Source organism: Sutterella massiliensis (assembly GCF_016899755.1).
Taxonomy (GTDB): domain Bacteria; phylum Pseudomonadota; class Gammaproteobacteria; order Burkholderiales; family Burkholderiaceae_F; genus Sutterella; species Sutterella massiliensis.
On sequence record NZ_JACJJC010000002.1, the window covers coordinates 60,833 to 85,135 of the forward strand.

Sequence of the window (24,303 nt, forward strand, 5' to 3'; positions counted from 1 at the left end):
CCCTATGAAGAACGCCCTGTGAATCATCGGTTCACAGGGCGGTTTTGCAACAGTCAGATTTTAGTCAAGGTACTTGCCGCGCATGTCCAGGTAGTAAGGAAGCCACTTCTTCATCGGACCTTCGGGCATATCCCCCCAGTCCGACAGCCGATGCCCTTCCATCATGCCCGTTCCCTTGATAAGAAGCACGTCGTCGCCCGACACCAAGGCGTCCTCCAAGTAGCTGCTTGAGATAAACACATCTCGCCCGCCCGACGCAAAGAGATCAACCCCGACACTGAAGTCCGGAAGCGGATTCTGCACCTTGAGAAGGCGCTTCATGAGCGTCGGCGCAATGTCGTATGCCGTCGTTCTGTAGTCAATTGTGTGCGGTGTCATGCCCGGCCAATGAATAATGAGCGGAATCTTGATTTGCGCCTTCGAGAAGTTGCTGTTGTGGCCCCAATAGTTCAATCGACTGTCATTGAATTCCTCACCGTGGTCGGACGTGAAAATGACAACCGTATTCTTTAGATAGCCTTCCTTTTCCAAGAATTTATAAGTTTCGCCGATAAGCTTATCGACCGTATAAAGTGCATTCTTATAACGATTGAAGTACGGCTCAGGATCAAAATCGGGACCGAGTTTTAGATGATTGACCTCTTCCCAATAATTTTTGTACGGGAGAGTCGGATCATCGTCAGGCACTGCGTAGGAATGGACGCCGTCAAAGAAAAGAAAGCCGAAGAAGGGTTTGCCCGCCTTGTCCTTGGTCCAAGCCTTGAAGTCTTTCAAAGCATTCGGATCCCGTTCAAGGTCGTTTTTTCCTGCCGACCCCATGCGCAACGGACGAATATTGGAAAAGACGGTTGCATAAAACTCCGGCCGGTTGAGTGTCGACGATGTGAAGGGCGATACGGCATAGCCCTCCTGCATGAAACTTTCGATCAATACGGCCGGAATATTGCTTGTCAGGGCATACTTCCAATAAAGCGGCGGAATACTGTAGAAGAGTCCGAAAACGCCGGCTCGCGTTGCGTTACCCGTTGAATAGTGATCCTTGAAAACGATGGATTTCTGGGCGATCGCGTACAGATTGGGCGTCGTGATCGGATCGACAACATCGCCTCTCAAGCAATCGACGGCGACAATTAAAACATTGAGTTTTTCCTGCCCCTCACCAAAGCGAAGCGGCGCCTTCGGGTAGTCGAAGGTTGAGCTTGCAGCCTCCTGCATATCCACCTTTTCCGTCTTCACCACGAGACCGTACTTGGCAAAAAAGGAATTTGCCCGAACGGGTCTGTAAAGCGGAATACGCTCGGTCAACGTTGTAATTGCACGGATATTTTGCGCAAAAGAAAATGCATAAACACAGTTAACAACTATATATCCAAAAATCAGCAGAAGCGAAGGCCATAAGGCCCCTTTCTTTTCGGAAATCTTTCCGCATATTTTCACGCAGATTGCGGATAAAAGCATCAATGTCGTCACGATCAACGCAATCTGAATGATCATGCCCGTTGAGAAGGAAATGACTTGACCATCCGTATTGATTGCAAGATCAATCATTGCCCAGTTGATATGAAACCGGTACTGCTGATAAACAAACGTATCGGATACCAGGGCGATGAAATAAAGCGAAAGTATTAAAAAAGAGACGAAACTTCCGGCTTTTTTGCTGAAACATGACGCAGAAACACTGAATAGGCTCTGCAAAAGAAAGAGAACAAGAAAACTCAAACCGGATGCGGCAAAAAAAGCATATAAATACTGCCACCAAACAAAATCCGGATTGGTACTGAAAAATCTTAATGCAATAAATCCGCCAATAATTGCGGCAATGACGCTATTCCAAGCTGTATTTCTAATTGCAAGCCGTAAGCTAGTCATCCGAGGCCCCTTGACAAAAAAAGAGGATGCCATTTTGAGGGAAGCGTGTAAAATTAATGGAAAGAGGGTTTGATTTCAAGCCTTTGAAAGAGGCCAAGTGGGTGAAATCCCTGCAGGAGCAGCTTTACCGACGGCCGCAAACAAGCCACCAAACCAAGGAGAAGAAAAATGACTACCGTTGACCTGATCGTGAAAGCGATTGAAGAACATAAGTCTATTGACTTCGGCTATCACGGATACGAACGTATCGTCTCACCCTACGCCTGCGGCCTTAACAATAACAACGAAATCAAGCTCCTTGCCATGCAGACGGGCGGCGGCAGCACCTCTGGTGTGGTGCACAAGCTTCGCTTCTTCACCGTTGCCGACATGCTTGCTCCTGCCGAAAGCGCCGAACCCTACGAAGCTGCTACGGAAGAAATCGAACCGGCCCTCAAGGAATTCATGAAGTTCTACGCCAAGTGCTGATTTCTGGCATCCGTGCGTCACGCTGACGCTTTGAGCCGGATTACGGAGGCTACTTGCGACAAAGCCCGCATCGAAGAAGTTCGATGCGGGCTTGTGTTATGTGGGGTGGGAAATGGGACTCGAACCCACGACAACCGGAATCACAATCCGGGACTCTACCAACTGAGCTATTCCCACCAGAATTCGTGGCCTGCCCGGCAGGAATCGAACCCGCGACCACCTGCTTAGAAGGCAGATGCTCTATCCAACTGAGCTACGGGCAGTTCGAAAAAACTGACGCTGCAAGGCTTTTTAATTTTGATGGTCGGGGTGAAGAGATTCGAACTCCCGACATCCTGCTCCCAAAGCAGGCGCGCTACCAGACTGCGCCACACCCCGAGGAATGCGGAGTATATCTTAATGAATCCAAAAATGCAAGACCTCTCTTAAGGGAAAGTCAAATATTCTCGAGAGGGAAGGAAAAGGAAAGAGATGACAGTACAATACCCTTCCCTTCAATCCTTATTCCCAAGAGGCGCGCAATGAGCCAAGCGCAAGACAACTCCAACGACCCCCTGCATGCCAAGAAAAAGGCCTGGTCGGGCCGCTTCTCCGAACCCGTCGATGCTTTCGTCCTTCGCTATACCGCGAGCGTTGACTTCGACAAGCGCATGGCGCTCGTCGACATCGAAGGTTCTCTCGCTCACGCTGCCATGCTGACCAAGATCGGCGTGATCTCCGAAAAGGACCTGGAGGACATCCGCCGCGGCATGACGCAGATTCGCGAAGAAATCCTTGCCGGCACGTTCGAGTGGCAGCTTGAACTCGAAGACGTGCATCTCAACATCGAAGCGCGTCTCACCGCGCTTATCGGCGACGCCGGCAAGCGCCTGCATACGGGCCGTTCGCGCAACGACCAGGTTGCAACCGACATTCGCCTCTACCTGCGCGGCGAAATCGACGAAATCGTCAATCGCATCGAGCACCTGCAGGAAGTGCTCGTTGCGCAGGCCGGCAAGCACTGGAACACGATCATGCCGGGCTTTACCCACATGCAGGTTGCCCAGCCCGTAACGTTCGGCCACCACATGCTCGCCTACACGGAAATGCTCGAGCGCGACCGCCAGCGCTTCCTCGATCTGCGCCGCCGCGTCAATACGAGCCCGCTCGGCGCCGCTGCGCTCGCCGGCACGACCTACCCGATCGATCGCGAATACTCCGCCAAGCTGCTCGGCTTTGAAGCCGTTGCGCAGAATTCGCTCGACGCCGTCTCGGATCGCGATTTCGCCATCGAGTTCTGCTCGGCCGCTTCGATCATCATGATGCACATCTCGCGCCTCTCCGAAGAGCTCGTGGTGTGGATGAGCCAGCGTTTCGGCTTCATCAAGCTGCCGGACCGCTTTACGACGGGCTCCTCGATCATGCCGCAGAAGAAGAACCCCGACGTTCCCGAAACGGCTCGCGGCAAGTCCGGCCGTGTCTACGGCGACCTCATCGCCATGCTCACGCTCATGAAGGGCACGCCGCTCGCCTACAACAAGGACTTCCAGGAAGACAAGGAACCCGTCTTCGACGCGATCGACACCGTCAAGGACACGCTGCGCGCCTTCTGCGACATGATGGCCGGCATCGAGCCGCAGGCCGAAACGATGCATCGTGCGGCCCAGATGGGCTTCCCGACCGCCACGGACCTTGCCGACTACCTCGTGCGTCACGGCGTGCCGTTCCGTACGGCCCACGACATCGTCGGTCAGACGGTTCGTGAAGCGTCCGATCGCGGCTGCGGTCTTGAAGAGCTCCCGCTCGAAACGCTCAAGAGCTTCTCGCCCGTCATCGAAGAAGACGTCTACGACGTGCTGCGACTCGAAGGCTCCGTGCAGGCCCGCAATCACTTGGGCGGCACCGCGCCTGAACAGGTGCGCAAGCAGGTTGAACGCTGGGAAAAGATTTTTGCCGAGCGTTCTGCCAACAAATAATGCCTCTAAGTGAGGTAAGCTGATCAAGTTCGCCGATCGCGCTTGATCATTCCCGAAGCCGTCCGGCACTCGCCGGGCGGCTTTTTGCATCTCCCTCGGTGTACCTCAATTAAAACAACGCACGCAGGAAAGTCATGGAAAACATTGTCCACACACTAAACGACATTATTTGGGCGCCGCCGCTCGTCGGCCTGTGTCTGATCGCGGGCCTTTTCTTCTCCGTCCGTTCCCGATTCGTTCAGCTGCGAATGGTTCCGGAAATGTGGCGCCTAATCTTTCAGCGCCGCGAAGGCGAGATCGGACTTTCCAGCTTTCAGGCTTTGACGATGACCCTTGCCGGTCGCGTAGGTACCGGCGCTATTGCTGGCGTTGCCACCGCCATCTGCTACGGTGGCCCAGGCGCACTTTTCTGGATGTGGGTGATGACATTCCTCGGCGCCTCGTCCGCATTTGTCGAATCTACGCTCGGTCAGATATACAAAGAAAAGATTGAGGACCAATACCGCGGCGGTCCCGCCTTTTACATTGAAAAAGGACTGCAGTGCAAGCCCTATGCTTGGGCTTTCGCCATCGTAACAATTCTGGCCTCGTGCATCTTCTGTCCCGGCGTACAGAGCAACACGATTGCTGCCGCTTGGCAAGAAGCCTTCGGCATTGATGAAGCCATCAGTGCGGCCATCATCACGTCGGTACTGAGCTTCATCATCTTCGGTGGTCTGAAGCGTATCGCTCAGTTCACGAGTATCGTCGTGCCCTTCATGGCACAGGCCTACATTGTTGTCGCCGTCATTGTCGTTGGCGTCAACTGGCAACAGATCCCCGATATCTTCTCCTTGATCATTCACAGCGCACTCGGTACCGATTCCGTCATGGGCGGTTTGCTCGGCGCCGCCATCTCCTGGGGCGTCAAGCGCGGCATCTACTCGAACGAAGCCGGCCAGGGTACCGGTCCGCACGCTTCTTCGGCCGCAGCGGTTTCTCACCCCGCTAAGCAAGGCCTCGTCCAAGCGTTCTCCGTCTATATCGATACGCTTTTCGTGTGCTCTGCCACGGGCTTCATGGTTCTCATGACGGGCTGCTACAACATTGCCGATCCGAACGGCGGCTTCATCTACGAAGGCTTAAAGGGTGTTGAAGCAGGACCCGTTTATACGCAAGCGGCCATCGATCAGGTGATGCCTGGCCTCGGCGGTCCGTTCATCGCCATCACAATTTTCTTCTTCGCCTTTACGACGATTCTCGGCTACTACTACATGGCCGAAACGAATGCGGCCTACATCAATCGAACCATTCGCAAGCCTTTCATCATGGTCGTGCTGAAGGTGATTTTCCTTTGCACGGTTGCCTTCGGTACGCTCAAGGCTTCGACGCTCATCTGGACGATGGCTGACGTTGGTGTCGGTACGATGACTTGGCTCAACCTCATTGCCATTTTGCTTCTCCAGAAGCCTGCTTTTACGGCGCTGAAGGATTATGAAAAACAGCGCAATCTCGGCATTAATCCGGTCTTCTTCCCTGACACGCTCGGCATTAAAAATGCAACTTACTGGAGGACGGGACGTGCAGAAGAAAATCTCATTGTTGAGACAGAGAAAGGCGTCGACAATCTTGACGGTTTGAAATAACCTCCTTCAGTTATTGAAAATGCATACCTCCTACCATATCTGCCTTCTTAATATTTGGAAAGTTATTAATAGCCCAGGTGGGTCAGAAAAAGTATTCTGTGAAATGGCCAATGCACTCGCAACAAAAGGCTATAAAGTTACTGCCATCTGTTGCGATGCAGAAAAAGGAGCACCTTTTTTTGAATTAGACTCTCGCGTTAGATTTATTAATGCATTTAACGGAGTCCCCTTATTATCAAGAGGCATAATAAAAAACCTTAGATCATTAAACATAGACAAATTTAAACGGAAAGAGAATAGGAGAATCATTGACTGCCAATGGAAAGCCAAAAGCATTCAGAGCGTATTATCCAATATAGATCCCATTGATTTATTTATTTGTACGCAATCAGAGTCAACCTATATATTAAAAAATATTTTAAAATGCGACACTCCGGTCATAACAATGTGCCATAACAACCCGGAGGTCTTCATTAAAAATCCGCAATTTAGTTTTTGCAATGAGGCTATCAATTCCTGTGAAGCCTTACAAGTTCTAATGCCTGAGTATGTAGATGAGGCTCGCTCCGTCTTAGATAAAGTCCCCATTATCTACATCCCTAACTCTGCGCCACAAATTCAAGAAAGTGCCTCTTTACATGAAAAACGCATCATTAATGTGTCGCGCTTTGATGAGCAAAAAAGAATTGATCTACTAGTAGAGGCCTTTGCTTTGATTGCATCCGACTTTCCTGACTGGACCGTTCATCATTGGGGAAGCTATTCTCCTCAAACAAAACAAATCATGAATTTGATCCAGGGGAAAAAACTACAAAATCAGTTTTTTCTCAATGGATCAACAACTCGGATATCAGAAGAGTTTCGACGATCTTCAATTTTTGCCATACCATCTGCTTACGAAGGTTTTTGTTTAGCTCTTGCTGAAGCTATGGCTACAGGTCTACCTCCTGTTGGATGTACCGATTGCTCATCCGTCAATTCTCTTATAAGGAATAAGAGCAATGGTCTTCTTGTTGAGCCAACACCAGAAAAATATGCCGAAGCTTTAGCTAAGCTTATGAGCGATTTCGACTTACGTAAAAAGCTTGGTACTCAAAGCAAGGTCGACATGGAGGCTTTTGCACCTGATAAGATCTGGGATCAATGGGATAAACTCATAAAAAACATTTTAAGGAACTAAAAAATAAGAAAAATGCGAAGCTATACTTACAAGTATCGCATTTGTTTTATTCATCAATACTCCAGAGTTAATCGATGAGTTAATTTAATAGAAGATTCTTGAAGAAAATCTTCTATTTTTTTTACTTTATTACTTGTGACAATTCTTCCCATTAATCCATTTTTTTGAATACTAATCACTATAGTGACACCATCAGTGCATAAATAATTTCTCAAAATCTCTTGAAGATCACTTATTTTTCTAGCATCACAACTATTCAAATAGATATTCAAAAAACGAGCAGTTTGACATCTGAATTCATCGAGAGAATTACAGCTCTCTACAGTCACAGAAAGTCGTTTAGAAAAATCATCGTATCTAATCTTGCCATTGACGCAAAGCACCTCGTCCATTTGTATCCGTTTGCGATACCGCTCCCACGCTTCGCTGAAGCATAAAACCTCAACCGATTCCGTACCATCATCTAGAGTAACAATCCCCATTCGGCCTCGTTTACCTTGTACCTGTCGAATGTTGGTCACAATTCCCGCCAGTTTCGCAACGTCTCGCGTAGGCTGGAGATCACAAAGTCTCGTGGGAGCGAAATGCTTGAGTTCCTCCCGGTACTGATCGAACATGTGCCCTGTAAGCCAGTAACCGAGTACATTTTTTTCTTCAATGAGCTTCTGACGTTCAGACCACGCGGGAGCAGGGAGCCAGCTCACAATTCGCTCCTGTTCCTCTCCGGGATCGGCAAAAAGGCTCGCCTGACCAGCACTAGCACGAAGGGCCTGTGCTGCCCCTAGTGCTTGACCGATGTTGCCGTAAAGCTTGCCTCTGTCGGGATCAAGTGAATCGAAGGCGCCGGCCTTGATAAAGCCCTCCAAGAACTTTGCATTGAGTCCGGGAACGCGTGCTGCAAAGTCGAATAGATCGATAAAAGGACCGCCCTCTTCGCGTGCTTTGACGAGCTCATTGACAACGCTTTGACTGATGCCCTTGATGCCGCCGAGCCCAAAGCGGATGTGTTTGTCGTCCGGTACGGAGAAGAACCATTCGCTCTTATTGATATCGGGCATGAGCAGCTCCACGCCGTTCTCACGCGCATCATCAATGAAGTTCTTCATCTTCTCGCCGTCGTCCATCACCATGCACAAGTTGGCAGCCATAAAGGCAGCCGTGTGATGGACCTTGAGGTAGGCTGTCTGATATGCCACGTAGGAATACGCAGCCGCATGCGACTTATTGAAGCCGTAGCCCGCGAACTTTTCCATCAAGTCGAAGATTTCTGTTGCAACGGACTCCTTGACGTTGCGCTCTGCAGCCCCCTTAACGAATACCGCACGCTGACGCTTCATCTCCTCGACATTCTTTTTTCCCATGGCTCGACGCAACAGGTCGGCGCCACCAAGCGAATAGCCGCCCACAACCTGCGCCACACGCATCACCTGTTCCTGATAAACCATGATGCCGTAGGTTTCTTTCAGAACAGGTTCCATGCGCGGGTCCAGATACTCGACCTTTTCTCGTCCGAACTTACGCGCAATGAAGGACGGAATCAGGTCCATCGGACCCGGACGATAGAGCGCATTCAAAGCCACCAGGTCTTCCAGGCGGTCGGGTTTAGCCTGCTTCAGCAGCGAACGCATGCCGTCCGATTCAAACTGAAAGATGGCTACGGTTTTGGCTTCCTGGAAGAGCTTATAAGTCGGTTCGTCATCGATGGGGATTCTGCTCAAATCGAAGTGTGTGCCGGGATTGAGCTTGTCGATGTACTCAACCGCTTTTGCAAGAATAGAAAGCGTCGTCAGCCCAAGAAAGTCGAACTTGACAAGGCCGACGTTTTCAACGTCCTTTTTGTCGAATTGACTGACCGTATTTTCGGGGTGGCCATCCGGGTTGTAGAGCGGACAGAAATCGGTGAGCTTTCCCGGCGCAATCAAGACGCCCCCTGCGTGCATGCCGAGGTTGCGCGTCAAGCCTTCGAGCGGCTTGGCCAGTCGAAGGATTTCTTTATATTCCTCGTCCTTCTCGACCGCTTCGCGGAATTCAGGCACTTCGGCAAGCGCGTCATCCAAAGAGATGTTCTTTCCGGGCTGCTGCGGGATGAGCTTGGAGAGCGCATCCGTCTTCATGTAGGGCACGTCGAGCGCACGACCGACGTCGCGCACGACGGCCTTGGCCCCCAAGGTGCCGAACGTTGCAATCTGGCTCACAGCGTCGACACCGTACGTCCGCTTCACGTAGTCGATCGTTCTGTCGCGGTTGTACTGGCAGAAGTCCACGTCGAAGTCAGGCATCGACACGCGCTCGGGGTTGAGGAATCGTTCAAACAGCAAGTCGAACTTGAGCGGGTCCAAGTCCGTAATACCGAGCGAATAGGCAACAAGCGAACCTGCACCAGACCCACGACCAGGGCCCACAGGAATGCCATTGTTCTTGGACCAATTGATAAAGTCCTGAACGATGAGGAAGTACCCGGGGAACTTCATCCCCTTGATAATGCCGAGCTCGTACTCCAAGCGCTTATCGTAGGCAGGACGCTTTTCCTCCTGCTCCTTGGGGTCCGGATAGAGGAAATCCAAACGCTTTTGCAGCCCCTCTTTCGAGAGATGATCGATGTAGTCATCGAGCGTCATCCCTTCGGGCGTGGGGAAGAGCGGCAGTTGCGGCTTTGAGAGGACGTTGTCCAAATTGCAGCGCTTGGCGATTTCGACCGTATTCTCCAGCGCGGCAGGGATGTCGGCGAAGAGTTCGCACATTTCCGCTTCGCTTTTCATGTACTGCTCGGGCGTATAGAGCTTCGAGCGGCGCGGGTCCTGCAGCGTAAAACCTTCGGCGATCGCGCAGCGCACTTCATGCGCTTCAAAATCCTCCTTATTGAGGAATTGGATGGGGTGCGTCGCCACAACCGGCAGATTGTGCTTCACGGCAAAATTCGCGCAATGCGCGGTCGTGAGCTCGTCATTTCGACGACCTGCTCGCTGGAGTTCGATATAGAGCGCATCGCCGAACTGACGCTTCAAACGCTCAACGAGTGCATCCGCCTCTTTCGTGCGGCCTTTGATGAGCAGCGAAGCGAGCTCGCCGTCGGCGCCCCCCGTGAGACCGATCAACCCTTTGGCACCGTCTTCGTCAAACCACGCCGGGTCCACTTGACCTCTGTAAGGATCCGAATCCGTCAAATAGGCTTTGGTAAGCAGAACACAAAGCGAATGGTAGCCCTCATGATCCATGCAGATCACGCCCATGCGGAACGGCAGCTTCGCATCCTTTGGATTCCGAACCTTGAGGTCGCATCCAAGAATCGGCTTGATGCCGGCGGCAAGCGCATGCGTATAGAAACGCAATCCCCCGAAAATATTCATCAAGTCGGCAATCCCGATGGCAACGCCGCCGCGCTCCATCACGGCATGCAGAATGGGATCGATACGAACGATCCCGTCGGTGACGGAGTATTCGGAGTGAAAGCGCAGATGAATGAACTTGGGGGCTTGCATGAGAGCTCCATTAAGCGCGGTATTTAAAAACTTCAGTGCTTGATGATCTTAACGACGATCTCAGGATCGGTCACCCGAACGCGGTCTTTGATTGCGTCGCTCACGAGAGCCGTCTTCATATCGGACGAAAGAAGCACGGCATGCACATCCGGGTGTTCCTCAAGAAAGCGCTCCGCCGCCGAAACCCCCATGCCGAAAAGTGCGGTGCAAAGCGCATCCGCCCTTGCGCCGTTCTTGTCAAGAATCGTCACGGATGAGAGATCCGTTGCGACGGGACGCCCCGTTTTAGCGCTCAAAATGTGACCGTACTTCTTGCCGTCCTTTTCAAAGTTTCTTTCGTAAGCACCGGACGTGATCACGCTTTCGTCATTGGCGGAGACAACGGCAAAATACGCCCCGCGGGTTTGATCCGGCCGCTGAAGGCCGACTCGCCAGGGGTGGTTTTCATACTTCTCGCCCACAGCAACAACATTGCCGCCAAGGTCGAGGAGCGCGTGTTTGGCACCCTCTTTCTTCAGGCGATCGGCAAGCTTTTGGCCGATATAACCTTTGGCAATGGCACCCATATCGATGTTCTGGCCCTTCTCGATGCGAAGGAAATGCCGGCCGTCCTCTTCCTTAAGCGCGACCGTTCGATGGTTCACATGCTTAAGCGCTTCGGCAATGGCCGCGTCGCTCGGTACGCTGTGCCCGCCGAAACCAATCTTCCAGAGATTCACGATCGGACCGATTGTCGGCTCAAAGGCGCTGTCGGTGAGATCGGCCACTTCGAGGGCTTCGCGCGTCATTTCAGCGATTTCCGGGGTCACTTCCACCCACTCGCCCGCACTTCGATTCACTTCGTTGAGAGCCGTTTCTTTGTGTACGCTCATCATGTCGTCAAATCGCACGATTTCCGATTCGACGATTGCACCGAGACGCTTGACCTCGTCAGGCGTCTGCCCGAAAACTTTGGCCGTTACGAGCGTTCCCATGTGCAGGCTCTGCCAGCTTGCTTCGTACTCGGTCGCCTGGGCAGTGGGCGCCGTTGTTTGTGCGGATGCATTGTCCTGAGCCCAAGTCGCCTGAATACCGCCCATAAACGCGAGCGACAAACACGCCGATAAAACTGCAGCGGAAAAACGCATGAATAGTCCCTAAAAAATCTCGGTCACGGAATAAAAAAGGGGACCCGATATGCAGGATCCCCTTTGCGCCTAAAACGGGCTTCGTTCGAAACGAACCCGCATCGGTCAGGTCAGATTACTGAGCCTTCGAGAGCGCGTCCTTAACGGCAGCCTTGATGCCTTCGGACGAGAGCGTGGCACCGCCAACGCTGTCAACACCTTCAACGCCGTTCTTCTTGACGATTTCCGGAATCATCGTTTCGACCGGAGCGGCCATGATCATTTCCGTTTCGCCATGCTTGAGAACCTTGATGTCGGCAATCTTGCCGCCCTTGACGTCGACCTGAACCTGAATCATGGATTCACGGCCCTTGCCTTCGCCCGTGTAGGAACCGTCCTTGTAAGCAGCCTGAGCGGCACCGGCAGCGAGGAGCGCAGCAGCAGCGGCAACAATGATCTTCTTCATGATGATGATTTTCCTTGTGAACCGACCCAATTCGACGAAGCACGCGCACAAACAGTTTCTGCGTCCCCGTCTTATCGGGCATATTGACTAACTAGCGACAAAAACCTGCGACCTTTCGAGGACCGATCAACAGACCCTTGCCAAGGCGGTCGGTGCACACTCGGCCCCGACCGACGAATGATCATAGCATAGCGGGAACCCTTCAATTAAGAACGATTCCCGCTTTCTTTCAATCGGAAATAAAGAGTTTACAAATGCTTATTTGCCCCAGGAGTCCTTCAACCCGACAGAGAGATTGAAGACAGGGTGTTCGGACGAGTGGTCCTCACGGTCGGCCACGAAGTAGCCCGTGCGCTCGAACTGGAACTTCGTGTCAGGCGCGGCTGCCGCAGTTGAAGGCTCGACGTACGAACGCAGAACGACCTTGGAGTTCGGCGTGAGGTTCTCGAGGAAGCTCCCCTCACCCTCTTCGGGATTGGGCTTGCAGAAGAGGCGGTCATAAACACGAATCTCCGCGGGAACAGCCGTCTTCGCATCGAGCCAGTGAATCGTCGCCTTCGTTTTCACAGAGACGGAACCCTCAGTGCCGGACTTTGTTTCCGGGAGATACTGCGCGTGCACTGCGACAACCTTGCCGTTCTCATCCTTGTCGACCGAGGTCGGCACGATAACGTACGCGTAGCGCAGACGAACGGGCTTCGCAGGCGAGCCGTCCGCCGGAATCGTCAGGCGGCGGAAGCCCTTCGGCGGCACTTCGGCAAAGTCGGTTTCCTCGATCCAGAGTTCGCGCGAGAACGTGATCTTGCGCGTACCCATTTCAGGCTTTTGCGGATGATTGTCTGCGACGAGCTCTTCGGAAGCCCCTTCCGGATAATTGTCGATGATGAGCTTTAACGGCTTCATCACCGTCATGCGACGCTCGGCACGGGATTCGAGATCTTCGCGCAGGCTTGCTTCCAGGACAGAGTAGTCGATCCAGCCGCCCGAAACCTTCGAGACGCCGCAACGCTCGGCAAAGTGCTGCAGGCTTTCGGGCGTATAGCCTCTGCGACGCAGACCGACAATGGTCGGCATGCGGGGATCGTCCCAGCCGTCCACATAGCCGTCCTTAACGAGCTGGATGAGCTTACGCTTGCTCACAACGACATACGTGAGGCTCAGACGATTGAATTCGTACTGATGCGACAGCAGGAAGAAATTCTTGCGCACGAAACCGAGCGCAGCCTGCATGAGCGGCGTGAAGTTTTCCGGGTGCGCCGTCAGCAGCGCAAAGAAAGCCTTCGCATCGGCGTCTTCGAGCGAAGCCGGACGCGCCTGCGACCAGCCTTCAAAGAGCGCCTTGAGCTTGGTTTCGGGTTCGCTCTGGCCGAGCTTCGCGCGTGCAGCGTACGCTTCTTCGACAAAGCGCATCGCACGTTCGTCCTTTCCTTCCGCCATGGCCGCAATCAGCGCCTTGGCTTCTTCAAACTGCGGCGTACGCAGCACTGGAATGATGCGCTCGAGCGCCCAGTCGTAGAACGCGCGCTGATCTTCAAATTCGAGCGTGCAAATCGAGTGCGTGATGTTTTCGAGCGAATCTTCGATCGGATGCGCAAACGTGTACATCGGATAGATGCACCACTTGTCGCCCGTTGCGTGGTGTTCAGCGAAGCGAATGCGATAAATCGCCGGGTCGCGCAGGTTAATGTTGGGGCTCGCCATGTCGATCTTGGCGCGCAACACCATAGAGCCTTCCGCATGCTTGCCGTCTCGCATTTCGCGGAAAAGACGCAGATTTTCTTCAACTGAACGATTGCGGTAGGGCGAGTTTTTGCCCGGTTCCTTCAACGTACCGCGGTTTTCGCGCATCTCGTCGGCGGACTGTTCGTCCACGTAAGCGTAGCCCGTCTTGATGAGATGCTCGGCAAAAAGATACATGTACTCGAAGTAGCTGCTCGCGAAATAGAGATTGGTCTCCTTTTCGTGCTTCCAGTCGAAACCGAGCCAGCGAACACTGTCGAGAATGCCGTCGACGTACTCCTGATCCTCCTTCACGGGGTTCGTATCGTCAAAGCGCATGTGGCAATAGCCGCCGTAGTCGCGGGCAAGCCCAAAGTTGAGGCAAATGCTCTTTGCATGGCCGATGTGCAGATAGCCGTTCGGCTCCGGCGGGAAACGCGTGCGGATCTTCGCCACATCCGGCGCCCCTTTTTGAAGCTGCTCGCTGTACGGGGCGGGATGACCGCACCAGTAGCGGGGAAGATTCGCACCCTGCGCAAGATCTTCCTCAATGATGTTGCGAATGAAATTGGTCGGACGGCCGGTAGCCGTATCCAGATTGTCGCTCATCGCGTTCTTCCAAAAAGAGGGCTGAAAAAAGCGCCGGTTTCCGCTTATGCCGAAAGGTGACACAGGGCACGGCGCCATGAATTTGATTGTGAAATTTTAGCAAAGCCGACATGCCCGCACTTTCCGAGCCTTCGTCAGAACGAGGGCTGCGCAGCGGGCAAGCTGGTTTCGGCGTATTTATTTAAGCGGTTCGAATCCTTTTCGGGGCAGTCGAGCAATGAGGCTGGAGGTATCGAGACGATTGCCGCCCGCTCGTTGAATTTCTTCGTAGAAGGTGTCGACGAGTGCCGCCACAGGAAGCTCGGAACCGTTTTCCTTGGCTTCCGCCATGGCGATACCGAGATCTTTGCGCATCCAGTCGACCGCAAACCCAAAGTCGAACTTGCCCTCGGCCATCGTTTCACCGCGGTTGATCATCTGCCACGAAGAAGCGGCGCCGCCGCCGAGTGCATTGACGAGAAGAGACACGTCGAGCCCCGCATTCATGCCGAACGCGATCCCTTCGGCGAGCCCCTGTACGCAGCCCGCAATGCAAATCTGGTTCACCATCTTGGCGAGCTGCCCGGCGCCGACCGGTCCGAAACGGGTCACCTGCTGCGCGTAGCAGTCGATGATCGGGCGAAGAAGCGAACAGGGCAACTCGTCACCCCCCAAAAGGACCGTCAGAACACCGTTTTCCGCACCGGCCTGGCCGCCCGAAACGGGGGCATCGATGTAGTCGACCTGCAGAGCGTGCGCCGCTTCAGCCAGCTCTTTCTCAACCTTCGCGCTGACGGTCGTGTGGTCGCAGAAAATTGCCCCCGGCGCCATGCCGGCGAGCGCACCGTCTTTGCCGAGCACGACGCTTCGCAGATCGTCATCGTTGCCGACGCAGGCAAAGACAAACTTGGCGCCCTCCGCCGCTTCGCGAGGCGTTGCCGCAGTACTGCCGCCGAATTCTGCGGCCCACTTTTCCGCCTTGGCGGCGGTGCGGTTATAAACCGTCACCTGATGACCGGCTCGGGCGAGGTGCCCGGCCATCGGATAGCCCATTACGCCAAGACCGATGAAAGCCACTTTCGCGGGCACAATCGGCGCATACGCTTTGCTCATCATGGGAATCTCTCCTTTTTACGCTCGTCCAAGCGCTCGAAGAGGCGAATCCGCAAGGAATTCGCCTCCTTGTCTTAATTACTCTGGAAAAGAGACGCACCTTAACGAACGCCGCGCTCCTCGGTCGCCTTTTCTGCCAGTCCGACAACACGGCGCGCAAGCGCTGCCGTCGGGTCGACAACGACAACCGACTTGCCGGCTACGTCGAAGGCGTCCGACTCGTCAAGAATGAGGGGAAGCTCCGTGCAGCCGAGAATGAGACAGTTGCAGTCATAGGTTTTCACGAGGTACTCGGCCGCGCTCAGAAGATCCTCTCGGCAGACGCCGTCCGTGAAGCCCGCTTTGGCACCCTGCGGACCGTAGATGGCAGCCATGACGCGCGCCTGATGCGTTTCGTCGGGCACAAAGATCGGCAACCCCATCGCTTTGGCCTTGTCGCCGTAGATGCCGGTGCGAATCGTGCCCGACGTAGCGAGAAGCCCCACGCGCGCCGCGTCGCCGAGCTTGGCTTTGATTTCATCCAAAGCCGTCTGCTGCATGTTGACAAAAGGCGTCTTGAGGTAGCGCTCAAGATAGGGCACAAACGCGTGCGCCGTATTGCAGGGCACGATGATCACGTCGCAGCCGTCGCGCTCAAGGCGTTCGGCGCAGTTGTAGAGCGCAAGCGTCGGATCTTCACCGCCTTCGAGCAGTGCAGCGGTTCGATCCGGAATCTGGGGATTTTGTTCGACGACGAGCTTGATGTGTGCCTGGTCGACCTTTGCGGGCGTCGCCTTGACGATCTTGTCGTAAAGGTCGACGGTTGCGGCAGGCCCGAGGCCACCGATCATGCCGATCTTGAAGCCGATCGGATTGCGTTCGCACGGCTCGGCCACAGCACGCTCGGCCGTGTCGCGAAGAATGTCAAAGAGAGGAAGACCTGCTTCCTGAAGTTCACGTGCGTAGCGTGCCACCTGCGTGCAATTGGGAAGGAGGCACTGTGCGCCGCGCGCAACAAGCGCATTTCCGATTTCGACGAGCTGCGCCTTAAAAGCATCCGTCAAACCGAGCTTGCGCAAACCCGTTTCCGGATTCTGAATGGCTTCGAACGCTTCGGCCTCTTGTGCCGTGAGATCCACCCACTCGACCGCATTACCCAGCAGCGACTTGAAAAAGCCGGCAGCGGCCGCCGTACCGAGCAGAGCGACACGGGAGACGCCCTGCGCTTTAACGTAGTCGGCAACCCCCGCAAAAAGCGGAACGATGGGAACAGCGACTTCGCGCTGCACCTCGGCGAGGTAGGGCTGAATCTTGACGTCGGGCAGAACCGCCTTGTCGCAGCCCGCCGCCTCAAGCGCCTGCACGCTCAAAAGCGACGCAATCTTACGATCGGCAAGCCCGACACGCGCGCACGGCGCATCCGCTCGCATTTCCAAATGATCCTCAACGAGTTCCACGTCTGCCTGGCGCGCCGCAGCAGCCGCAAAAACCGCCGCTTTGCACTGCATGGCGGGCAGCGGATTGATGCCCGAAGACAAACCGATTTTCATCGTCTTCATTTGTTGCCTCTTTGTGGTCCTTTTTTCTGAGATAAAGCGTTGCTTTAGACAGATTTCACTTTAACACTCGTCATTCGCCGCACGCCTCGCCGAGCCGCTCGCCCCACTCGTATAGCGCCGCGAGCCGATCCTGAAGCGCTTCATCCGTGAAATCCGTTTCCTCACCGAGTCGATCGATTTCTTCAAAGTACTGCGCAATGGTGAGGAACGGCGGCTCGCCCTCAAGGAGACGCTTGGCGCAAAACTGCTGCCAGCGCGTCGCTTCTTCACCAGAAAGCGTCTCGGGCCAATTGCGCGCACGGAAGCGTAAGAGCAGTTCCTCAAAGCGAGCGTCCCGAAATTCGATCGTCCCCGAAGCGACAAGCTTGGCGAGTTCCTGCGGCGACTTCGAGCGGATTTCCCGAAAGAGCGCCTTGTCGGCGGGATGCGGGAAACCGCCGCTATAGAGATCGAGATCCACATCCCCGCTCTCTCCCGCCTCATCACGAATCAGCGCCGCTTCCATGAGCGGTCCGACGAACGGCAGAACGTCGGCAAGTTTTCGATGATTTTCCAGAACGACGTTGAAATCGATGCCGTACTTCTCGGCACGATCGGGAGAAAGCACCTTCAGGCTGCCGCACACAAAGGGCGAAGCGTTGGTCTTGAGCTTCTGAATCGGCAGCGCCTGAACGCCCGCGAGTCGGTCGGCACGCGTCGGGAAAAGGCGAAGTCTGAAATCGTCGATCGAAATGGAACGGAGCTCCGCCGGATCGTGCATGAGGTCCCACATGTACCGGTCGTTGCCATGGCCATAGATACAGGCGACGATTCGCGTACAGCCGTTCTGAATGCCGAACTTCGGCGTCACCCACACGACGGGTTTGGCGTCGTTCACTGCCGCTTCAACAGCTTCTTTGGTTCGGTTTCTATAGGCCCACGTCCACAGTCTCGGTTCCTTTTCGCGGATAAGCCGTGCCAAGCCGATCGTCGCCTCGACGTCGCTCAATGCATCGTGTGCGTGGCTGTGGCGAATGCCGTTGAATTTCGTCAGAAATTCGAGTTTGAAGCAAACACCCTTGCGGCCTGCCGCCTTCGGATACGTCGCAGGATCAATCTCTTCCCAGTGCGGCCAGCGAATGCCGTTGCCGCGCAGCGCCCAGGTTGCACAAACGAGCGGAAAGAGGTCCCAGCGACCGCACCCGTTCGCATAGCCGTGCGCATAGGGATCCAGGAAATTGCGCCAGAAAAGAAAGCGGTTGACCTCATCGTCAAAGCCGAGCGAGTTGTAGCCGATGCTCACGGTCCCGGGCTCATTGAGGCGCGACCAGACAGCCTGCGCAAAATCGCTCTCGACCATGCCCTTCTCGTCACAGAGCTGCGGCGTAATGCCGGTAAGGAGACAGCTTTCCGGACTCGGCAGATAGTCCGCTGCGGGCTTGGCGTAGAAGACCTCGCCTCTGCCGACCGTATTGAGGTCAAGATTCGTTCGAATCCCCGCAAACTGCGCGGGGCGATCCGAGCGGCTTCTCACGCCGAATGTTTCGTAGTCGTACCAATAAAACGTAGGCTCGTCGTCAAAAGCCATGACGCCTCCTTATGCATTTCCGGAATCGTGCTCAAGCGAGCACGACGTCCCACTGTTCCTGGTTGTAGCTCGACTCGACTTCGAGCAGTACGGGTTTTTCGACCGCAGTCTGAAGGAGCTCCAGCGCCTGGGACTCTTCTTCCAGCAACAGGTCCACGACCGTCTGACTTGCTTGGATTCGAAATTCCTTCATGTCCACGTACTGCTTCGAGAGCCGAACGATCTCACGCATGATGTCGTAGCAAACCGTGCGTGCCGTCTTGATCTGACCTCGTCCGCCGCAGACCGGACAGGGCTCGCAAAGTACGTGGGCCAGCGAGTCGCGCGTACGTTTTCTCGTCATGGCGACAAGGCCGAGATCCGTAAAGTTGCTCACTGTCATGCGCGTGCGGTCCGTCGAAACGGCGCGACGCAGTTCCGCAAGCACAGCTTCCCGGTGCTCGGATTTCTGCATGTCGATGAAGTCGACGATGATTATGCCGCCCAGATTTCTCAGACGAAGCTGTTTTGCGATTGCTTGAGCGGCTTCGAGATTGGTCTTGAAGACCGTATCGCTGAAGTCTCGCTTCCCGACAAAGGCGCCCGTATTGACGTCGATCGTCGTCATCGCCTCTGTTTGATCGAAAACGAGATAGCCGCCGCTTTTGAGATCTACGCGGCGACTGAGCGCCCGCTCAATTTCTTCCTCAACACCGTAAAGCTCAAAAAGCGGGCGATCGCCCTCGTATAAGTGCAGTCGCTCTCTCACCGACGGCACAAATCTGTCGGCGAAGGCACACAACGATTCGTAGACCTCTCGATTGTCGACTTCAATCGAAGCGGTTTCCTGATGGACCATGTCGCGCAAAACACGTTGAGCGAGCGACAGATCTTTGTAGAGCAGCGCAGGAACCTTGGCTGTCTGTGCCTTCTTATTGACCTCTGACCAAAGAAGGCTCAGGTATGCCATGTCGTTGAGGAATTCCTCCTCCGTCGCCTCTTCTTCTGCGCAGGTGCGAACGATGTATCCGCCCTTTTCCTCCGGAGAGCGCAAGGACGTCACCCAAGCGCGCAGCGCTTCGCGCCGCTCCTCGCTTTCAATGCGCTGCGAGACGCCGATATGCGAATCCCTCGGCAGGTAAACCAGCTTGCGGCCGGCGAGCGAAATCGTGGTCGTAAGGCGAGCGCCCTTCGTGCCGATGGGGTCCTTGGCCACCTGCACCATCAGGTGCTTGCCTTCATGAAGCACCTTTTCGATCGGCAATGTTGTTCCGTCGGCTAGTCGCGCAGTTTCGACGTCAGCAACATGTAAGAAAGCCGTTCGCTCAAGCCCGATGTCGACGAACGCACTTTGCATGCCAGGTAACACTCGAACGACCTTCCCCAAATAAACATTACCGACGAATCCCGACGCACACACCCTCTCTACAAAAATTTCCTGCATAGCTCCATTTTCAATGAGAGCTATTCTTCTTTCCCGAAGGGCACAATTAATTAGTATCTCACTCACTTCTGAACACCAATTATTTGCCTATAAATTGCCTCAAGATTTTCGACAGTAAATCTAGACTTATCTATTTCATAATCAGGCAATTGTTTTAAAAAATCACCTAAATTATAGCGATCAACAGCATTTAGAGAGCTCCGCCATTGCTTTTCGAATGGAAAATGCAACCAAGAACACTCTGTACAAATAATTCTTCGCTTTCCTTTATTTAAAATTTCATATCCATACAATTTCCCGTCTCGAATAACTTTAATATTTTCAAATCGGGTTTCATCGTCTTTCCGGATCAACCAATGATCACCAGGTCGCTTATAGACATGTGCCATCAACTTATTTTCAGTAAATAGCAAATCAAGTCTCGAATAAATGACGCAATCCTTTTCCGAGGTTGGGATATGGAAACTTTTTTCCAAGATATCTGGGAAGCAGAGTAGGTCACCATCGACCTTTATAAACCACTCCCCTTTCGGGATTAAATCTAGGGTAGCGTTGTAGTAGGCCGCTAACGTGTTTTCATAAGGTACATTTCCCTCATACCGAGGATCTCCACAAGGTACTACCTCGTGGGGATATCTATATGGAATAAATCCTTTATTTTCTTTGCAGAAATCGTAAACAATTTCTTCCGTTCCATCAGTACTTCCGTGAAATGCAATAACTCCCTTGTGAATTATCCCCTTGATACTATTCAAACTTTGCAATATTGTTCGCGCCTCATTATGTACACGAATAAATGCCCAAGGATCAACACGAGGATTGTTTTTGTATAAATCTCGTTCCCACGGAGGAATAGTGGCCGCCAAGTATTTAATTTTTGTGCGGTTTTTCGATCCTAGCAAAAATCTAGGAATCACCATCCCTGCTCTTGCTAAACTTCTTTGCCAAAACATTTAACCACCATTACATTAGCATTCCACTATATTGACAGCCAACCCACCCTGACTCGTCTCTTTGTATTTGCTCTGCATATCGCGGCCAGTCTCAAGCATCGTTCGGATCACTTTATCCAAACTCACATAGTGCGAACCGTCACCGTTAAGCGCCATTCTTGCGGCATTAATCGCCTTTACAGCCGCAATGGCATTGCGCTCGATGCACGGAATCTGAACCTGCCCCGCAACCGGATCGCACGTGAGACCCAAGTTGTGCTCCATGCCAATTTCAGCAGCGTTTTCGATCTGATGAATGTCCGCACCGAGAACGGCAGCCAGCCCCGCCGCCGCCATGGAACAGGCAACGCCCACTTCCCCCTGACAGCCAACTTCGGCGCCGGAGATAGATGCATTTTCTTTATAGAGAATGCCGATAGCGCCTGCCGTCAGCAGGAAATCACGAACACCTTGCTTCGTTGGATTCGGCGTGTGCTTCAGGTAATACTGGATCACCGCCGGAATAACGCCGGCCGCCCCGTTGGTAGGCGCCGTCACAACGCGGCCGCCCGCCGCATTTTCTTCACTCACCGCAATAGCGTAAGCGTTCACCCAATCCAAAACGATCAACGGATCGCCCAAACCCTCACGACGCTTCAGGTCTTCGGCCAGACGCTTAGCTCTGCGAGCAATGGCAAAGGGACCGGGCAAGGGCGCCTCCTGGCGCAGACCGCGCTCAATTCCCTGAGACATCACCGACCAGATCTCGTCGAGCTTGGCTTCCACCTCTTCTTTCGTATGAAGCGCACACTCGTTTGCCATCATGAGTTCAGCAATACTCTTGCGGGCGGCACCCGCCATGGCAAGCAGGTCGCTGCCGGTCTTGAAGGGATACGGCCGCGTCACTTCCGTCTGAAGAGAAGCCGGCGTCACCGGACGCTCAGGATCATCCTCACGTGCGGCGACGACAAAGCCGCCGCCCACCGAATAAAAACGACGCTCATAGAGCACTGCATTGGATTCGTCCAAAGCCGTGAACGTCAAAGCGTTCGTGTGAAACGCCGGCACCTTTTGTGCATGAAATTGAATGTCTGCCGCAGGATCGAAAGCAATGGACTTCACGCCTCCAAGCAACAGACGCTTTTCGGCGGCAATGCGGTAAATAGTTTCGCTCAGAGCATCCGGATCAAACGTCTCGGGCACCTCTCCCATGAGACCGAGCTGGCACGCCGTATCCGTCCCGTGCCCATGACCTGTTGCCGCGAGGCTTCCCATCAATTCGATGCGGATGCGGGCAACACGTTCAACAAGCGATTTCTTCTTCAGAATCGCCAAAAAGGCGTTGGCCGCCCGCATCGGACCGACGGTATGAGAAGAGGACGGCCCGATGCCGACCCGGAACATATCGAAGACGCCTACAGCCATGATCTGATTCCTGCGTGGATGAGTTACATTTTTGAGGATGCGAACTGGATGGAATAAAGGTGCTCGTAGAGTCCTTTCTTCGCGAGGAGTTCTGCGTGCGTGCCGACTTCCACAATCTCACCGTCCTTCATAACGACAATGCGATCGGCATTGACGATGGTCGACAGTCGGTGCGCTACAACGAAAGCCGTACGGCCTTCAAGAAGCGAGTCGAGCGACTCCTGAATATGGCGCTCGCTTTCCGTGTCAAGCGCACTTGTCGCTTCGTCAAGCAAAATGATGGGTGCATTTTTTAAAAATGCCCGCGCGATCGAGATACGCTGACGCTGCCCGCCCGAAAGCTGACTGCCATTGGCACCAACAGGCGACTCAAAGCCTTCGGGCAATCCCTTAATGAAGTCGGTGAGCGCAGCTGCATGAGCCGCGCGCTCGATATCTTCCTTCGAAACCTTGTCCTGACAGCCGTAAGCAATATTGGCCGCAATGGTGTCGTCAAATATCACAACTTCCTGACTTACGAGGGCGATTTGTTCACGCAGGCTTGCGAGCGTAATTTCGCTCTGCGGAACCCCGTCGAAATAAATTTCTCCCTTGGTCGGCGCCCAGAATCGCGGAATGAGGTTGATGAGCGTTGACTTACCCGAACCCGAGGAACCGACAAGCGCAATCATTTCGCCTGGTTTCACGTCAAGCGTGAAATTGCTCACGGCTGGCTTCTCTTTCTCAGGATAAGTAAAGCTGACATTCTCAAAGCGAACGCCGCCCCGATAGTTCTCAAGCGTTTTCGTGCCGGGATCCTTTTCCGGCTCTTCATCGATCATTCGGAAGAGGCTTTCAGCTGCGGCCGTCATGGCTGCTGTCGAGCCGTTCAAGGTTGAAAGGTGGCGAATCGGCGGCATCAACAACAGCAGCGCAGCCAAGAAGGTCGTGAACTCCCCGATTGTGAGAAGTCCCATCTGCGCCTGCGTGAGCGCAAAAACAACGACGACGGAGACGCCGCTCATCGCGATCAGCTGCGTAAGCGGCGTCGCAGCAGCAGAGACACGCTGCGCACGAAGAAGGAGATTTTTCAGGTGTTCGTTGATGGCACGAAACCGCTGCGTTTCAAAAGCGTAGCCGTCGTATATCTTGACGACACGTTCGCCTTGGTAAGTCTCTTGGATGGAACCGATGAGCTTACCGAACGTATTCTGCGTTTGACGCGTAAGGCTCTTGATCCGCTTATTGACCCAGCGAAGGACAAGCGCCAGGAGCGGCGCCACAACAAAGGTGACAAGGGTCAGCATCCAGTTGTGGTAAATCAAAACACCAATGAGACAGATGATCTGGATCGAGTCTCGGATCATCGTCGTCATGACTTTGGCAGCCTGCACGAGCGCCGTAGAAGCTTCATTGATGAATTTCGCCTGAATTTCCGCACAGCGGTGCTTCATGAAGAGTTCGTCGCTCCAGCGGACCATTCGACTGAACATCAGTGTGCGGACTTCGAGCAGAATGCCCTGCGAAACGCGGACAAGCAGAAACGAGCTCAAATACTGAGAACCGCCGTGCAGAATCGAAATACCGACGAGCGCGAGCGGCGCCAAATAAAGAACCACCGAATCCTTTTGATAGAAGCCCATGTCGGTGAGCTTTCCCAGGATGAGCGCAATGAGAGACGAAGCGCCGCCGCCCGCCACCATGGCGAGACCCGCACCGATCAAATACCACTTGTAGGGCGGCAGATAGCGGAAAAGTCGCAGCAACTGTTCGTTGCCGAAAATCGGGAGGTGTTTGAGCATCAGTTTTATTGAGGCAGTCCGTAAAGGACAATCATCTTACAGGCATCTCCCGATAGAATTTACAGACGC

The 24,303-nt window shown here is 53.9% G+C and carries 16 protein-coding genes and 3 tRNA genes; 4 read left to right on the top strand and 15 right to left on the bottom strand.

Annotation, left to right across the window (positions count from 1 at the left end; all coding sequences use genetic code 11):
- Positions 1 to 60: 60 nt before the first annotated feature.
- On the bottom strand, positions 61 to 1,902 hold the full coding sequence (locus H6A60_RS01655; RefSeq protein ID WP_205101635.1) for a sulfatase-like hydrolase/transferase: 1,842 nt from the start codon (positions 1,900 to 1,902) through the stop codon (positions 61 to 63).
- Between the two features lie 135 nt (positions 1,903 to 2,037).
- Here H6A60_RS01655 and H6A60_RS01660 point away from each other — a divergent pair, with 135 nt between their 5' ends.
- Positions 2,038 to 2,337 (top strand): hypothetical protein, encoded by a 300-nt coding sequence (locus H6A60_RS01660; protein ID WP_205101636.1) that lies wholly within the window; start codon positions 2,038 to 2,040, stop codon positions 2,335 to 2,337.
- 101 nt (positions 2,338 to 2,438) lie between these two features.
- Here the strand turns inward: H6A60_RS01660 and H6A60_RS01665 are convergent.
- The 3 genes from H6A60_RS01665 to H6A60_RS01675 all read right to left on the bottom strand — a co-directional run bounded on the left by H6A60_RS01665 (position 2,439) and on the right by H6A60_RS01675 (position 2,715).
- Positions 2,439 to 2,514: transfer RNA gene (locus tag H6A60_RS01665), tRNA-His, on the bottom strand.
- A 9-nt stretch (positions 2,515 to 2,523) separates the two neighbouring features.
- Positions 2,524 to 2,600: transfer RNA gene (locus H6A60_RS01670), tRNA-Arg, on the bottom strand.
- Positions 2,601 to 2,638: 38 nt separating this feature from the next.
- A tRNA-Pro gene (locus H6A60_RS01675) sits at positions 2,639 to 2,715 on the bottom strand.
- A gap of 143 nt (positions 2,716 to 2,858) precedes the next feature.
- Between H6A60_RS01675 and argH the strand changes: the two genes are divergently transcribed.
- From argH to H6A60_RS01690, 3 genes are all read left to right on the top strand, one after another.
- Positions 2,859 to 4,292: an argininosuccinate lyase gene (argH, locus tag H6A60_RS01680; RefSeq protein WP_205101638.1), complete on the top strand. Its 1,434-nt coding sequence runs from the start codon at positions 2,859 to 2,861 to the stop codon at positions 4,290 to 4,292.
- A 134-nt stretch (positions 4,293 to 4,426) separates the two neighbouring features.
- The gene (locus tag H6A60_RS01685) at positions 4,427 to 5,917 is read left to right on the top strand and encodes an alanine/glycine:cation symporter family protein (protein WP_205101640.1); all 1,491 of its coding nucleotides are present in this window, start codon (positions 4,427 to 4,429) and stop codon (positions 5,915 to 5,917) included.
- A gap of 19 nt (positions 5,918 to 5,936) precedes the next feature.
- Positions 5,937 to 7,097 (top strand): glycosyltransferase, encoded by a 1,161-nt coding sequence (locus H6A60_RS01690; protein ID WP_205101642.1) that lies wholly within the window; start codon positions 5,937 to 5,939, stop codon positions 7,095 to 7,097.
- 53 nt (positions 7,098 to 7,150) lie between these two features.
- Here H6A60_RS01690 and dnaE read toward each other — a convergent pair whose 3' ends face one another.
- The 11 genes from dnaE to msbA all read right to left on the bottom strand — a co-directional run bounded on the left by dnaE (position 7,151) and on the right by msbA (position 24,234).
- Positions 7,151 to 10,576, bottom strand: a complete 3,426-nt coding sequence (dnaE, locus tag H6A60_RS01695; RefSeq protein WP_205101644.1) for a DNA polymerase III subunit alpha — start codon at positions 10,574 to 10,576, stop codon at positions 7,151 to 7,153.
- A gap of 32 nt (positions 10,577 to 10,608) precedes the next feature.
- Entirely contained in the window at positions 10,609 to 11,703 is a 1,095-nt protein-coding gene (locus H6A60_RS01700) for an FAD:protein FMN transferase (protein ID WP_205101645.1), read from the bottom strand.
- Between the two features lie 115 nt (positions 11,704 to 11,818).
- Positions 11,819 to 12,148, bottom strand: coding sequence for an FMN-binding protein (locus tag H6A60_RS01705; protein WP_205101647.1), 330 nt, complete (start codon positions 12,146 to 12,148; stop codon positions 11,819 to 11,821).
- A gap of 258 nt (positions 12,149 to 12,406) precedes the next feature.
- On the bottom strand, positions 12,407 to 14,476 hold the full coding sequence (locus H6A60_RS01710; protein WP_205101650.1) for a glutamine--tRNA ligase: 2,070 nt from the start codon (positions 14,474 to 14,476) through the stop codon (positions 12,407 to 12,409).
- A gap of 177 nt (positions 14,477 to 14,653) precedes the next feature.
- Positions 14,654 to 15,571, bottom strand: a complete 918-nt coding sequence (locus tag H6A60_RS01715) for an NAD(P)-dependent oxidoreductase (protein WP_205101651.1) — start codon at positions 15,569 to 15,571, stop codon at positions 14,654 to 14,656.
- A 98-nt stretch (positions 15,572 to 15,669) separates the two neighbouring features.
- On the bottom strand, positions 15,670 to 17,106 hold the full coding sequence (gene cuyB / locus H6A60_RS01720; RefSeq protein ID WP_205101653.1) for a cysteate racemase: 1,437 nt from the start codon (positions 17,104 to 17,106) through the stop codon (positions 15,670 to 15,672).
- A gap of 70 nt (positions 17,107 to 17,176) precedes the next feature.
- Positions 17,177 to 18,673 carry an exodeoxyribonuclease I gene (sbcB, locus tag H6A60_RS01725; RefSeq protein ID WP_205101655.1) on the bottom strand — a complete coding sequence of 499 codons (1,497 nt, stop codon included), beginning with the start codon at positions 18,671 to 18,673 and terminating at the stop codon, positions 17,177 to 17,179.
- 31 nt (positions 18,674 to 18,704) lie between these two features.
- Positions 18,705 to 20,162, bottom strand: a complete 1,458-nt coding sequence (rng, locus tag H6A60_RS01730; RefSeq protein ID WP_205101657.1) for a ribonuclease G — start codon at positions 20,160 to 20,162, stop codon at positions 18,705 to 18,707.
- Positions 20,159 to 21,049, bottom strand: coding sequence for a hypothetical protein (locus H6A60_RS01735; protein ID WP_205101659.1), 891 nt, complete (start codon positions 21,047 to 21,049; stop codon positions 20,159 to 20,161). Before H6A60_RS01735 ends, rng begins: the two co-directional genes overlap by 4 nt.
- A 15-nt stretch (positions 21,050 to 21,064) precedes the next feature.
- The gene (locus H6A60_RS01740) at positions 21,065 to 22,453 is read right to left on the bottom strand and encodes an L-serine ammonia-lyase (protein ID WP_205101660.1); all 1,389 of its coding nucleotides are present in this window, start codon (positions 22,451 to 22,453) and stop codon (positions 21,065 to 21,067) included.
- 23 nt (positions 22,454 to 22,476) lie between these two features.
- Positions 22,477 to 24,234: a lipid A export permease/ATP-binding protein MsbA gene (gene msbA, locus H6A60_RS01745; RefSeq protein ID WP_205101661.1), complete on the bottom strand. Its 1,758-nt coding sequence runs from the start codon at positions 24,232 to 24,234 to the stop codon at positions 22,477 to 22,479.
- Positions 24,235 to 24,303: the final 69 nt, after the last annotated feature.

Excerpts from the sequence above, each read along its gene's own strand:
- argH (WP_205101638.1), top strand. The coding sequence starts at position 2,859 with ATGAGCCAAGCGCAAGACAACTCCAACGACCCCCTGCATGCCAAGAAA.
- H6A60_RS01700 (WP_205101645.1), bottom strand. The coding sequence starts at position 11,703 with ATGCGTTTTTCCGCTGCAGTTTTATCGGCGTGTTTGTCGCTCGCGTTT.
- H6A60_RS01710 (WP_205101650.1), bottom strand. The coding sequence starts at position 14,476 with ATGAGCGACAATCTGGATACGGCTACCGGCCGTCCGACCAATTTCATT.
- sbcB (WP_205101655.1), bottom strand. The coding sequence starts at position 18,673 with ATGGCTTTTGACGACGAGCCTACGTTTTATTGGTACGACTACGAAACA.
- H6A60_RS01660 (WP_205101636.1), top strand. The coding sequence starts at position 2,038 with ATGACTACCGTTGACCTGATCGTGAAAGCGATTGAAGAACATAAGTCT.
- H6A60_RS01690 (WP_205101642.1), top strand. The coding sequence starts at position 5,937 with ATGCATACCTCCTACCATATCTGCCTTCTTAATATTTGGAAAGTTATT.
- H6A60_RS01685 (WP_205101640.1), top strand. The coding sequence starts at position 4,427 with ATGGAAAACATTGTCCACACACTAAACGACATTATTTGGGCGCCGCCG.
- H6A60_RS01740 (WP_205101660.1), bottom strand. The coding sequence starts at position 22,453 with ATGGCTGTAGGCGTCTTCGATATGTTCCGGGTCGGCATCGGGCCGTCC.
- H6A60_RS01705 (WP_205101647.1), bottom strand. The coding sequence starts at position 12,148 with ATGAAGAAGATCATTGTTGCCGCTGCTGCTGCGCTCCTCGCTGCCGGT.
- H6A60_RS01735 (WP_205101659.1), bottom strand. The coding sequence starts at position 21,049 with ATGTTTTGGCAAAGAAGTTTAGCAAGAGCAGGGATGGTGATTCCTAGA.
- msbA (WP_205101661.1), bottom strand. The coding sequence starts at position 24,234 with ATGCTCAAACACCTCCCGATTTTCGGCAACGAACAGTTGCTGCGACTT.
- H6A60_RS01655 (WP_205101635.1), bottom strand. The coding sequence starts at position 1,902 with ATGGCATCCTCTTTTTTTGTCAAGGGGCCTCGGATGACTAGCTTACGG.
- H6A60_RS01715 (WP_205101651.1), bottom strand. The coding sequence starts at position 15,571 with ATGATGAGCAAAGCGTATGCGCCGATTGTGCCCGCGAAAGTGGCTTTC.
- cuyB (WP_205101653.1), bottom strand. The coding sequence starts at position 17,106 with ATGAAGACGATGAAAATCGGTTTGTCTTCGGGCATCAATCCGCTGCCC.
- dnaE (WP_205101644.1), bottom strand. The coding sequence starts at position 10,576 with ATGCAAGCCCCCAAGTTCATTCATCTGCGCTTTCACTCCGAATACTCC.